This is a genomic window from bacterium (assembly GCA_019637795.1).
Taxonomy (GTDB): domain Bacteria; phylum Desulfobacterota; class Binatia; order HRBIN30; family CADEER01; genus JAHBUY01.
In genome coordinates, this window is sequence record JAHBUY010000004.1 from 192,873 (window position 1) to 205,788 (window position 12,916).

10 protein-coding genes are annotated in these 12,916 nt (G+C 65.3%); 5 read left to right on the plus strand and 5 right to left on the minus strand.

Annotation, left to right across the window (positions count from 1 at the left end; translation table 11 throughout):
- The first annotated feature begins 9 nt into the window (after positions 1-9).
- Genes KF840_14870 through KF840_14880 form a run of 3 tightly spaced genes read left to right on the plus strand, consistent with a single transcriptional unit; the run spans position 10 to position 2,708 of the window.
- Positions 10-873 carry an NAD(P)-dependent oxidoreductase gene (locus KF840_14870; protein MBX3026189.1) on the plus strand — a complete coding sequence of 288 codons (864 nt, stop codon included), beginning with the start codon at positions 10-12 and terminating at the stop codon, positions 871-873.
- A gap of 11 nt (positions 874-884) precedes the next feature.
- Positions 885-1,508 (plus strand): TetR/AcrR family transcriptional regulator, encoded by a 624-nt coding sequence (locus tag KF840_14875; GenBank protein ID MBX3026190.1) that lies wholly within the window; start codon positions 885-887, stop codon positions 1,506-1,508.
- 12 nt (positions 1,509-1,520) lie between these two features.
- Positions 1,521-2,708, plus strand: coding sequence for a cytochrome P450 (locus KF840_14880; protein MBX3026191.1), 1,188 nt, complete (start codon positions 1,521-1,523; stop codon positions 2,706-2,708).
- A gap of 42 nt (positions 2,709-2,750) precedes the next feature.
- On the opposite strand, the gene KF840_14885 is transcribed toward KF840_14880, so the two are convergent.
- Positions 2,751-2,975: a hypothetical protein gene (locus KF840_14885; protein MBX3026192.1), complete on the minus strand. Its 225-nt coding sequence runs from the start codon at positions 2,973-2,975 to the stop codon at positions 2,751-2,753.
- A 298-nt stretch (positions 2,976-3,273) separates the two neighbouring features.
- Between KF840_14885 and KF840_14890 the strand changes: the two genes are divergently transcribed.
- Positions 3,274-6,561, plus strand: a complete 3,288-nt coding sequence (locus KF840_14890; GenBank protein MBX3026193.1) for an AAA family ATPase — start codon at positions 3,274-3,276, stop codon at positions 6,559-6,561.
- Between the two features lie 73 nt (positions 6,562-6,634).
- Here KF840_14890 and KF840_14895 read toward each other — a convergent pair whose 3' ends face one another.
- The 4 genes from KF840_14895 to KF840_14910 all read right to left on the minus strand — a co-directional run bounded on the left by KF840_14895 (position 6,635) and on the right by KF840_14910 (position 12,049).
- Positions 6,635-8,767 (minus strand): GAF domain-containing protein, encoded by a 2,133-nt coding sequence (locus tag KF840_14895; GenBank protein ID MBX3026194.1) that lies wholly within the window; start codon positions 8,765-8,767, stop codon positions 6,635-6,637.
- 16 nt (positions 8,768-8,783) lie between these two features.
- The gene (locus KF840_14900; GenBank protein ID MBX3026195.1) at positions 8,784-9,290 is read right to left on the minus strand and encodes a GNAT family N-acetyltransferase; all 507 of its coding nucleotides are present in this window, start codon (positions 9,288-9,290) and stop codon (positions 8,784-8,786) included.
- Between the two features lie 342 nt (positions 9,291-9,632).
- Positions 9,633-10,352 carry a DUF1080 domain-containing protein gene (locus KF840_14905; GenBank protein MBX3026196.1) on the minus strand — a complete coding sequence of 240 codons (720 nt, stop codon included), beginning with the start codon at positions 10,350-10,352 and terminating at the stop codon, positions 9,633-9,635.
- A gap of 119 nt (positions 10,353-10,471) precedes the next feature.
- Entirely contained in the window at positions 10,472-12,049 is a 1,578-nt protein-coding gene (locus KF840_14910) for a sigma 54-interacting transcriptional regulator (GenBank protein MBX3026197.1), read from the minus strand.
- Between the two features lie 150 nt (positions 12,050-12,199).
- On the opposite strand from KF840_14910, the gene KF840_14915 reads away from it, so the two are divergent.
- The gene (locus tag KF840_14915; protein ID MBX3026198.1) at positions 12,200-12,904 is read left to right on the plus strand and encodes a response regulator transcription factor; all 705 of its coding nucleotides are present in this window, start codon (positions 12,200-12,202) and stop codon (positions 12,902-12,904) included.
- Positions 12,905-12,916 lie beyond the last annotated feature (12 nt).

Sequence of the window (12,916 nt, forward strand, 5' to 3'; positions counted from 1 at the left end):
CCGACGCCCATGGTGGCGCGGGTCGGGTTCATCGGTCTCGGCAACATCGGCCAACCGATGGCGGCTCGCATCGTCGACGGCGGCTTCGCGACCACGGTCCACGACCGCCGGCCGGAGGCGTGCGTGGCGCTGGCGGCGCGCGGCGCGCGGGTCGCGGCATCGCCGGCGGTGCTGGCGACCGACGCGGAGGTGATCGGCATCTGCGTCCGCGACGACGCCGACGTCGAGGCCGTCCTGCACGGCCCCGACGGCCTCCTGGCCACTGCGGCGCCGGGGACGGTGCTCGCCATCCACAGCACCATCACGCCGCGGACGGTGCGCGTCTGCGGCGCGGCGGCGGCGGCGCGGGGGCTGACGCTGCTCGATGCCCCGATCACCGGCGGCGCCGCCGGCGCCGAGAACGGGACGCTCACCTACATGGTCGGCGGCGACGCGGCGGCGCTCGAGCGCTGTCGGCCGGTGTTCGCCACCGCCGCCGCCCGCATCGTCCACACCGGCGCGCTCGGCACCGGGGCCGCCACCAAGCTGTGCAACAACCTGATGCTCTATCTGGAGCTGCTCGCGGCGCGCGAGGCGGCGGCGCTGGCGCGCCGCGTCGGCGTCGACGTGGCGACGCTGATCGAGGTCAGTCGGTCGGGGCACATCATGACCGACGCGATGGCCGGGGTGATCGCGTTTGCCGATCGGCTGGCCGCGGCGCCCGACGACCCGGACCTGATGGCGCGCGCCCGCCACTTCACGGCGCTGGCGGACAAGGACCTCGGCGTCGCGCTTGCGTGCGCCGCCGACGAGGGCCTCGCCCTGCCAGGCACGACGACCTGCCGCGGCTTGATGGCGAGCGTCTACGGGCTGCCCGACGGGACGCCTCGGTGACGGCGGCGACGTTGGCACGACCGCGGGCGCCGCGCACGCGCCGCACGCAGGCCGAGCGCAGCGCGACGACGCGTGCCCGCATCGTGCGCGCCGTGGTCGAGTGCGTCGGCGAGCTCGGCTTCCAGCGCACCACCGCCGGCGCCATCGCGCGGCGGGCCGGCGTCACCTGGGGCGCGGTGCAGCATCACTACGGCGGCAAGGACGGCATCCTCGTGGCGGTGCTCGACGACACGTTCGCGCGCTTCGCCGAGCGCTTCGACGGGTTTCCCGCCGCACTCCCGCTGCGCGAGCGGACCGCCCGTTTCGTCGACTGCGCGTGGGCCCACTTCGGCAGCCCGCACTACCGCACGACGCTGGAGATCCTCTTGCACACCCTCCCGACCCACACGTCGAAGGGCGCCCCGGGACTGCAGGGCCACATGCTCGATGCCTGGGACGCCTTGTGGGGACGGATCTTCGCCGACCATCCGTTGCCTCGCCGCCGCCGCGCCGTCCTGGCGCAATATACCGTGAGTGTCCTCACCGGTCTGGCGATGCACCGCGTGCTGCAGGGACCGAACGCGGTCGAGCCGCGCCCCCACCTCGCGCTGCTCGCCGCGACGCTGGTGAACGAGCTCGCGTCCGCTGCCCGCTGAAGGAGAAGGCCGATGCCGGCAATCGAATTCAATCCCTATTCGTGGGAGCTGCACGAGGATCCGTATCCGACGTATCGGTCCCTGCGCGATCACGCGCCCGTATACCGCAACGACGCGCTCGGCTTCTGGGCGGTGTCGCGCCACGCCGACGTCGTCGCCGCGTTCAAGGATCCCCTCACCTTCTCCAACGCCGAGGGCGTGGCCCTCGAACGCTCGAGCCAGGCGCAGGCCTCGGCGACGGCATCCTTCCTGGCCATGGATCCGCCTCGGCACGATCACATGCGCGCTCTCGTGTCGCGCGGGTTCACGCCGCGCCGGGTCGCGGACCTCGAGGAGCGCATCCGGGCCCTGACCCATGGCTACATCGACCAGTTCGCGGCCGCCGGAGCGTGCGACCTCATTCCCGACCTGGCGGGCAAGCTGCCGATGGCGGTGGTCAGCGAGCTGCTGGGCATCCGCGAGGAGGATCGTGACCGCTTGCGGACGCTGGCGGACACCGTCGTCCACCGCGAGGACGGCAAGGCGGAGATCCCGCCGGCCGCCATGCAGGCCAGCCAGCAGATGATGCTCTACTTTCGCGACCTGGTCGTCGAACGCTCCCGCACTCCCGGCAGCGATCTGGTGAGCGCGCTGCTCGCGAGCGAGCTCGACGGCGCACACCTCGACGTGCCTGCGGTGATGGCCTTTCTCTTCCTCATGGTCATCGCCGGCAACGAGACCACCACCAAGCTGATCGGCAACGCGGCATACTGGCTGTGGCGCCATCCCGAGCAGCGCGAGCGCGTGCGCCGCGACGCGAGCCTCGTCCCGGCGTGGGTGGAGGAGACGCTGCGCTTCGACGGCTCGACGCAGATGCTGGCCCGGGCGGTCACGCGCGACGTCACGCTCCACGACCGGCAGCTCCGCGCCGGCGACCGCCTGCTCCTGCTCATCGGCGCCGCCAACCGCGACGAACGGGTCTTCTCGGAGCCGGACCGCTACGACATTGGCCGCGACACCACCCAACATCTGGCGTTCGGCAAGGGCACGCACTTCTGCCTTGGCGCGTCGCTGGCGCGGCTCGAGACGCGCGTCGCGCTCGAAGCGATCCAGGAACGCCTGCCCGACTTCGAGATCGACCCTGCCGGCCTGGTCCGCGTCCACTCCCCGAACGTCCGCGGCTTTGCCGCCATGCCGCTGCGCTTCAGTCCCGCGCCCTGACTCCACCGATTCGTCGGCGGGGCGCCAGCCAACCGCAGTCGGTCAGTAGTCGTCGACGTGCTCGCGGACGATCATCCGCACCAGCGTGTCGTACTCCATGCCGCGCTCCGCCGCGCGCGTGCGCAGCGCCTGCATGACGGAACTGTCGAAGAGGACGAACGCTGGCTCGAGGCCCCCGAGCACCGACTCCGGGCGTGGACCGGAGAAGATGCTGGTCGGATCCGTGCAGCGCCAGCGCCGGCTCTCGATGTCGTCGATGAACGGCAACGGCTCCCCCGTCTTACGCGCCCCCGCGCGCGCCTGCCGCGGCGCGGCCTTTTTGGGATTTCCGTTGGAACGTCGCACCGCCTTCGTTTGTTTTCTCTGACGTCGCTGCATCCCATCCTCCGATCCCTCGTTGATCGCTGCCCGGCTCATTCGGGCGTGAGCGGTTCACCCGCGTAGGCGTTACATCCGGCGTGACGTTGTTCGGCGCGGCGCAAAAAAAGGGTGCGGCTGGGCAGAAAGTTCGTTGACGAAGTCAGCGACGGGGCTCTAGGAGGGGATCTGGGGGGCTTCGGTCTTCATGTCGATTGAACCGACGCGCGCGACACGGCCGGCGGAGGTCGCTGCCGCCGACGGCACCTTTGTCGGTCGGCGGCGCGAGATGGAGGCGATCCTCGGCAGTCTCGACGCCGCCAGCGCGGGCAGCGGACGATTGGAGATCGTCAGTGGCTCGGCGGGCATCGGCAAGACGCGGCTCACCTACGAGGTCGCGACCGTTGCCCGCGGCCGCGGTTTCGAGGTGCTGCGGGGTGGATGCTGGGAGAGCGAAGGCGCGCCGGCCTACTGGGCGTGGTCCGAGGTGCTGCGACAGCATCTCGGCAGCGAACCCGCTCCGGGGAACAGTGCGGACTTCAGCCAATTGCTGGACGCAGCCGCCACCCGAGCCGGCGTGCCGATCCGCGGCATCGTGGACGCGACCAAGGAAGCGCAGCAGGCGCGTTTCATGTTGTTCGATCGCTTCTGCGAGTTCCTGGCCGCCACCACGACGGCGCAGCCGCTGCTCCTCATCATCGACGATGCCCACTGGGCGGATGCCGGTTCGCTCCTGCTCCTGCAGTTTCTCGCCGGGCGTCTGGCGAGGATGCGGCTGGCGGTCATCGTCACCAGTCGGGAACCGCTCTCCGAGTTGGCGGCCTCCACCACGCGTCACCCCTGGGCCCGCCATCGCGTGCTGCGGGGGCTCACGCGCGCGGAGACACGGACCCTCATCGCCGCCTGCGCGGCCCGCGCGCCGCGCCGCCCGGAGTTCGACCGGATCATGCACCTCACCGAGGGCAACCCGTACTTCGTCAAGGAGCTCGGGCAGCTCCTGGCCGACGGCCAGAGGGTATTCGACGCCGAGGAAGCCATCCAGTGGCCCGCGAACGTCCTCGCCATCACGCTGCAGCCCTACAATCGGCTCTCGCTCGAATGCAGGATCCTGCTGCAAGCCGCGTCCGTCGTCGGCCGCGAATTCGACGCCGAAGTCGCCGCCGACGCCGCTCGCCTGCCCATCCGCGATGCCCTGCCCCTCCTCGACGAGGCCGTCGCGCACCGCGTGATCACCCACCTCGACACGACACACTACCAGTTCGTCCACGCCCTCGTCCGCGAAGCGATCCTGGATCAACTCCACCCCTCGGACCGGATGCGCCTCCATGAAGCTACAGCGCTAACGTTGCAGCGACGCGCTGCAGCCGGCGAGCCTGTCTCCACGGCTGCCCTCGCACATCACTTTTGCCGCGGACTGCCACTTACCCAGCGCCGGCAAGCCGCCGAGTATTGCATAGATGCCGGCGACGCCGCACATGCCGCCTTCGCTTACGAAGAGGCAGTCTCACAGCTTCGCCGCGCACAAGCGCTATCTGGCGCCGTGTTTTCACAACCCGACTCCTGCGACTTGCTCTTAAAATTGGGCGCCGCCGAGGCCGGTGCGGGCGAGTGGGCCCAATCTCGTCGTACTTTCGAGGATGCTGCCGCCCTTGCTCGTCGCCTCCGCAGCCCAGAGCGCCTTGCGCGCGCCGCCCTCGGCTTCAAAGGCCTCATGTGGGGAACCATCCCCGTCGACTGCGAGGCGATAACCCTCCTCGAAGAGGCCCAGATGCGACTCGGCGATCGGTTTCCGAGCCTCACCGTCGAGATCCTAAGCGCACTAAGTCGCTCGCTCTATTTTTCTCCCAACAACGCGCGGGCAGATATGTACAGCGCAAGCGCCCTCGGCCTTGCCTCTCATCTTTCCGACACGCGCCTGCACGCACACGCGATTGAGACTCATAGCCTGACGCTACTGAGGCCTGGACGAACACACGAACTTCTCGACTCAGCGTCAACGCTCCTTGAGCTCGGAGACGACATACGCGACCCCCAAGTGCGCTTCAACGCCAGGATGTTTCGTCAGTTTGGACTTCTCAGCACGGGCAGGCTGATCGATGCAGATCACGAATTGGAGTTGGCAGCCCAGATCTCCGAATCCTCTCCATATCCCCGCTTTCGCTGGCAGATCGCCCTCGTGCGAGTAGCGCGCGCAACGATGCGCGGGAGCTTTGCCCATGCTGATCGACTCTCGCGAGTAGCGTACGAACTCGGGAGTCGCGTGCACGACAACAGCCCCTTGCAGTACCATTTGCTCCAAAGCTTTCAGCGCACCCAACTACGACGCGATGCAACAGCCTGGGCACACACTACGCAGGATGCTCTTGCCCAACTCCCCCATATACCGGCTATTCGCGTCGCTCACGCCTGGATACTGGCCCACACCTCTCATCTCGATCTGGCCACGGAATTCCTGCATGAGCTTGCTGGCAATTCATTTCAGTGCATTCCACCCAATCACCTATTCTTATACCTTCTCGCAGTCCTCGCCGATGTAGCTGTTACAGTCTCAAGCATCCCCCATGCTACAACTCTCTACAATATTCTTTTACCATATGCGTCAGACTTTATCGTTACCGCATGGGGATCACTCGTTGATGGAAGCGTATCTCACTATCTTGGACTTCTCGCTCAGTCACTAGGGATGGATAGCGCCGGCGATCACTTTCGATTCTCAATAGATGCCAACAGACAGCTCGGCGCCGCCCCGTTTACTGCTCGATCATCGCTTCATCTTGCGCATTTTCTCCTGTCCCACGACGAAGACCCATCGGCTGCCCTCTCCCTTGCGGCACAAGCAGCTCGCACGTTCTCCTCGTTGAACCTCGACCACTATGCGATGAAGGCTCGGTCGCTCTGTGACACAATCGCTCGCGGGGGTAGCCCCTCCTCCGAGGTTCCAGCAGCCCCAGGAGCCCCAAATGCCCTTCGTCGAAATGGAGACTTCTGGACTTTCTCGTACAAGGGTGAATCTGGACTTCTTCGCCCGACCCTGGGCCTCCAGTATATTGCCGTTCTTCTCGCCAGACCAAGAACGCCCGTACATGTGCTCGATTTGGTCGCCGGCGCCCATGGGCGAGTCGTCCGCATAGGGGAAGCGGCGGGTGCCGAGTCCGACATCGAAGCGAGGACCTCCTACCGCCGGCGGCTTCAAGAGCTCGCCGCCGAAATCGACGAAGCAGATTCCAACAACGATGTCGGGCGCCGCGAGTTGCTCTCGGCTGAGCGCGAGAGTCTTCTTCGCGAGTTGTCGCGCGCCTTTGCGCTGTCAGGATCGCCCCGGCCCTCTGGATCAATTGCCGAGAAGGCCCGCATCAGCGTTCGCAACCGCATCACATCCGCCTTCCGGACAATTCAGTGCGTCAGCCCCAACGGCGCCAGGTTCCTTGAATTGTCCATCACGACGGGATCTTTCTGCCAGTATGATCCGATCGAACCTACCACTTGGCAGCTATAGAACCCGCGCCTTGTTGCCTGGAGTGTCTGCCAGCAGCTCACCGAATGCCCCCGCCCGCGACGCTGCTGAATCCTCACCTCTCGCAAACCCCCTGTAGCGCGGCGCGCGGATTCAACGACCCTCTGCTCTCAACCGGCAGGCTGATGACGAACCGACTCCCCTCCCCATCCGCGCTCGAGACACCGATAAATCCGCCGCTCTCCGACACTATCTGCTGGGCTATTGCCAAACCGAGCCCGGTGCCCTTCTCCTTGGTGGTGAAGAACGGGTCAAAAATCGCTTCGCGCACCGCGCTCGGAATACCGCGGCCCGTGTCGACAATCTCGATCTGACAACAATGCACCCCGTCCGTGCTCACCTCTCTGCAGGTCAGGGTCACCGCACCACCTCTCGGCGTCGCCTGAATACCATTAAGTCCAATATTAAGCACCACCTGCATGATCTGATCGGCATCTACAAGAACCCTAGGAAGATCGCCCTCTATCGAGTGCGACAATCGCACCCCCTGGGCCCTTGCTTGTGGCTCGAGTAGAATCGACGCACGCTCCACAATCTCGCTCACGTCTATTAATCGCAACGTCGGTGTCGGCGACTTTGCAAATGTTAGCAGCTCGGAAATCAGATTGCTGATCCGCTGAACCTCAGCTTCGGCGAGCTTAAGGAATGACGTCATAAATTCGTCATCGTTTAGCCTCTCTGGAGCAAGTTGGAAGAATGTTTGGATGGAGACCAGCGGATTCCGGATCTCATGGGCAATTCCTGCAGCCAGGGTCCCTATGGCGGACAGACGACCTGCTCTGCTGATGATTGCACGCGATTGACGTACTTCTTCGAACAGGCGGGCGTTCTGCAGTGCGATAGCAGCTTCTGCAGTTACCCTAGCCAGTATGGACAGGTCTCCCGTTGTGAACGCCTCCAGTCCCCTCCTAGGTCCGAGACACAAGATACCGATGATCTCTCTTCCGCTTCGAAACGGCACTGCAACCGCCCATCCATTCTCAGTCATCACTCCGGTTCTCAGGTCGCTCCCCGTGCCCACACCCTCCACTTCCTCGCGGAGCACTCCATCGCTCGATTGCGAGAGAAGGCGGATAAAACGATCGTCGCGGTCGATCGCCTGCGCCGTCGGGATCGGCCCACAACAGTGCTTAAACGCAAAGGGCCCCGCACCCTCCGACAGGTAAATTGCGACGTGATCGATCGAGAACGCTTCGGCCATCTCGGCGCACAGCAACTCGAGAAGGCGCTGACGGTCCAGAATTCTGATGACCTGAGATGCCAGAGCATCCAGAGCAGCACGTGCAGCGAACTTTGTCCGAAAGAGCGACCTACCCAGGCGGCGTTCCGTCGCGGCCCGAACGTATGGAAAGAGAATGCCAACAGCAAGAAACAGAATCACAACGGTCGCAGAGAAATCATAGTGAATTTCACCAAATGCCCAGTCCTGGATAATAAGGAAAATGCAGGAGATTGGTCCTATAACTATAACACTTACACTTATATAAGCGAGGCCCTTTGCGACTACTACGTCAATGTCCATCAACCGATGGCGGACGATTGCATAGCCGACAATTCCGGCCCAAAGAACGCTAGCGACATTACCTAGAGGATAGAGACGTATTCCGTAAGCCGGCAAAAGATTTGTCAACCCCAGCGGTATGGCCACGCCCATTCCGAAGAGCCAAAACTTGAGCTGGAGACGCATCCTGGGCTCACGGGTTACATAGTATTCCCGAACGAGTAGGACAATTGATGTGGCAAAATTGAATACGACAGATAATGAGAAGACTAGGTAACCTGGCCCGCCGACAGAATAATATCCCCAGTAAAATGTTGAGAGGTGCGTAACTAGGACCCCCAGCGCATTTAGGAATGCCATCGCTGCAGTGACTCCGTAGTCGAGCAGCAGCACAGCTCTCCAAGAAGTGGAAATGCCACGGCCAGGGAGAACAAGGGCGAGATGGAGAATGGCAGGAAGAAGAAATAGTCCGCCAGTCCTGAAGATGCGGGAATAGTCCAACGCTTGTTGGTAATTGTCAAAGGCGTAGAGAGCGAAAAAGATGAGGTTCCATGACGCCAGGGCAAGAGCAAGGAAGGCAAAGACACGACCGAGGCGACGGTCCGGAGCAGATGCATAGACTACAATTGCCAGCAGGATACTCGCCGCAGCAGCGACGGCTGGAATTAGTCCATGTAAGCGAAGCATTATATTATCACCACCGTCACACTCGCATGTGCATCAGATGGAGTGTTTGCCAATGGTCGTCGGTGACTTCAACGCCCAAATTGCTAAATCCAGCTCGCTCGTACAAGCGGACGAGATGGCCGAATGCACTGATGTAGAAATCCGTAATGCTGTGTCCGGCAGCAAATGATCGCCCAAGCTCTAGCAAGCCGATTAGGAGTTGCATGCTTGTGGTGGCGCCTCGGAAGTCTTGCCTCACAAAGAGCCTGCCAAGAAGGGCCGGTTGAGCGCCAGCCCGAACAACTGCGGACAGATCGTAGGCTTTCTCGAAGGCGAACGGACGCACTTCGGGACCAAGGAGGCGAAAGCCGGCGATGATTTCCCCACACTCGTTTAGTGCTAGAAGATGATACCCAACGGAGTCCTTTCCGTCATCCCCTATCTGACCAAAGTCCTTCAGGAAGACCTCCTCTCGCACTCTGACCGCCGCGCCCGCGTGGACGCCAGAAATGATTTGGTAGCTGATCTGACCACGTTCGCTCACTGCACAGGCTCCAACGGTTGATTGTAGTAGTGTTGGAAGCGAGGCGCCACCGACTGTGCCGCCGGCGCAGTGCCGGTAGCGTCGGCCAATTGGTGAAAGGGGGAAAAGAGGCCATACATCGACTAAGTTGTAACCACAGCTCGCGCCCGCTCGCGAGAGCGGGTGCCGGGGGGATGCGATAGCAAGGGAACGAGGAACGGAGCGCGCGTGGGCGGCGAGCGAGGGGGCTATCGCCACGGCCGGCGGCCGCGGACGTTGAGTACGCTGGGCTGTGGCCTTTGGTTCGGGCGGCGGGAGACGGACCCACCGGGTCGTGGCGGGTTCGGAGGACTATTCTATGTGCTACGGAAGCGCTTTTATTGCGATGCGGCGGAAGGCGACGCGGGATCCGGGGGAGATCTGCAGGCCGATGTAGCTCGGCGCCATGCGGGTCGTCGGCAGGCCGCGCGCAGGGTCGCGGTTCTCGAACTCAGTGCTGACCTCGCCGTTCAGACGCACGACGTAGCTCTGTCCACGGACCGCAATCTCCAGGTCATTCCACTCCGCCGGCGGCCGCGTCTTGGGCGGGCGCAGGCGTTGATCGCGCTGACCGAAAATCGCGCCGGTACGGTGGATTGCGCTGGCGCCAGGCAGGCCGAGCTCGTCGATCTGCACCTCGAAGCCGCGATAGATGGCGCTGAATGCTGGATTGCCCTCCGAACAGGGTTCCGGATGGGGAAAGCGGACAAACACTCCCGATGCGTCCTCCTGCCGCCAGCGTAGCCACTGCAGGCGGAGGAGGAAGTTCGCCGGCGCCGGGATGGTGCACCAGAACAGGCCGAGGTCGTCCGCCGGGACCGACTCGAGCCGGTCGTCGACCATGACGAACGTCCCGGCGCCGACGGTCGCCCAGTGGGTGACTCCGTCGCCGTTGAACAGCCACTGGAAGCCGTCGCCGGCGTCGCGCCGCTGGCGATCCCTGGCTACGGCCACCGCCGCGGCCCGGAAAGCAGCCGCGCCGCGCTCCGGATCTGGCGCGCCGACCGTCAGGTCGACGCAGTCGGAATCCGCGAGTAGCGCCATGGTGATTCCTCCGTGGACAGGGGCCGTGCCGACGCGTCCGCGGCCGAGCGGCGGAGACAGACGTCCGGTCGAATGGATGCCATAGAGAGGCCCCGCCTCTTCGATCAGTTGGACTGCCCTCAAGCCGAGACGCGCACCAGATCAATGCGCCGCATGCCGTAGGCGCGCAGTTTCTTGTGCAGCATGACTCGGCTGATGCCGAGCACGCGGGCGGCCCGCGACGCGTTGCCGCCCTGTTGGCTCAGCACCCGGGCAATGAAATCGCGCTCGAAGAGGTCGCGCGCCCGGCGCAGGGTGATCCCCCCGGCGGCAACCGTTGGCGGCGCCACCACGCTGGCTCCCCGCACGTGCTCCGAGAGGTCTGCGGCGTCGATGACAGCGCCCGGGGCTGCCAACGCGATCGCCCGCTCGATCTCGTTCTGCAGCTCGCGCACGTTGCCCGGCCAGTCGTGGTTGCTGAGCCGCACCAGCGCCGCAGGAGAAAACTGGGTTGCCGGACGCTCGAAGCGCTTCAGGGTTCGCTCGAGGAGACGCGCCGTGAGGAGTGGGATGTCCTCGCGGCGCTCGCGCAGGGGGGGGACGACGATCGGGAAGGCGCTCAAGCGATAGAAGAGGTCGGCGCGGAAGCCACCATCACGCACCCCGGCGGCGAGGTCGCGGTTGGTGGCGGAGAGGACGCGGACATCGACGGAACGCGGGGTCGTGTCGCCGACCGGCAGGATTTCGCCCTCCTGCAGGGCGCGCAGCAGCTTCACCTGCATGGCTGCCGGCATGTCGCCGACCTCGTCGAGGAACACCGTCCCGCCGTCCGCCACTTCGAACAGGCCCTTCCTGTCGGACAGGGCGCCGGTGAACGCCCCCTTGCGATGGCCGAACAGCTCGCTCTCGAGCAGCGTGTCACTGAGCGCGCCACAGTTGATGGCGACGAACGGCCGCGCCCGGCGGGGCCCGCCAGCGTGAATGGCGCGGGCGATGAGCTCCTTGCCCACCCCGGTCTCGCCGGTGATGAGCACCGTCACCGGCAGCGCCGCAGCACTAGCGATGAGCTCGAACACGCGCTGCATCGCCGTGCTGTGGCCGACGATCCCGTGCACGCCGGCGTCGCGCGCCACCTGCTGCTGCAAGACCTCGACCTCGTCGCGCAGGCGCTCGGCGGTACCGCGCGCTTCGCCGAGCTGGCGCGCGGTGTCGATCGCGAGGCCGATGTGGTCGGCAACGGCGCGGATCAGCCGCAGGTCATCGTCGCTGAACGTGCCGCGCACCTTGTTGCGCAGCGAGAGCACGCCGAGGGTGCCGGCGCGCCCGCGCAACGGCGCGCAGAGCAGCGAGCGGGTCGTCATGCCGGTGCGCCCGTCGACCGCACCGTACCAGCGCGGATCGCGGCTGACGTCTGGCACGTGCGCCACATCCCCGCTGTGCAGCACCGCGCCGGCGATGCCCCGATCGGCCGGGAAGCGCACCGCCGCCAGGCGACGCTCCACCGCCGGAGCAATGTCCGCCACGTATGGCACGTAGAACTCGCTCCGGGCCGCGTCGAGCAACATGACCGCGCTGCTCTCGATCCCGAACAACGAGCGCAGCCGGGTCACGATCTCGGGCAGCAACCGATCGAGATCGACGAACTCGTTGATCGCCCGGCCGAGGTCGTAGAGGAGCGCCCGCTCCTCCGTACTCAGCCGTTCTCCATCCGCTGTCACACCCAACCTCCCGAGCGCCCGCGCCGACCGTCAACCGCAGGCAACTGTTTCGAATGGCTTACAAGCCACGATAGTCGTGGCAGTTCGCTGCCTTATGCCAGACACATGAAGCAATCCCGCGCTTGGTGAGGATGTGCATCGGTACCGACGGTGCTGCGATCGGGCGGCGAGATCGAATCCTCCATCCTGGCACGTCTCTTGGTTCCTCCGCCCTCGAGGAGGATCGCGATGAACGCGATGGATAGCGAGCCGGACGCCACCGCTTTCGTCATCGCGGTCGCGCCGCTGCACCGTCACGACCTGGTGCGCGGTCTCGCCGCCGCGGGGGTGCAGAGCGAGGGATTCGGGACCGTTCCCGATCTGTTGCGGGCGCGGCAGGCGGACGATGCCGGCTGCGTCGTGCTCGACGTGGACCGCCCGGGCCTCCCCGGTCTGGCCGGCCAGGAACTGTTGCTGCGGGCCGGATTCGCGCATCCGCTGATCGTGCTGACCGGCTACGGCGGGGTGGCCGTGGCGGTGCGGGCGCTGCAGCGCGGCGCATTCGATCTGATCGAGAAGCCCTGCGCGCTGCCGCAGATGGTGGCATCCGTCGCGCAGGCGCTGGCGTTCGACCGCAGCCGCCGCGGCAGCCATCGCGAACGGACGGCCTTCCTCGGACGCCTGAACCGGCTGACGCCACGCGAGCGCGCGGTCATGGCCCTGATCGTTGCCGGCAAAGCGAACAAGGTCGTGGCGCAGGAGCTGGGCATCAGCAAGAAGACCGTCGAGACCCACCGCGCCCGGGTGATGGAGAAGCTGGCGGTGGGCTCGCTGGCCGAGTTGGTGCGGTTGGACACCCTGCATGGCGCGGGATGAGGCGATGGCGCC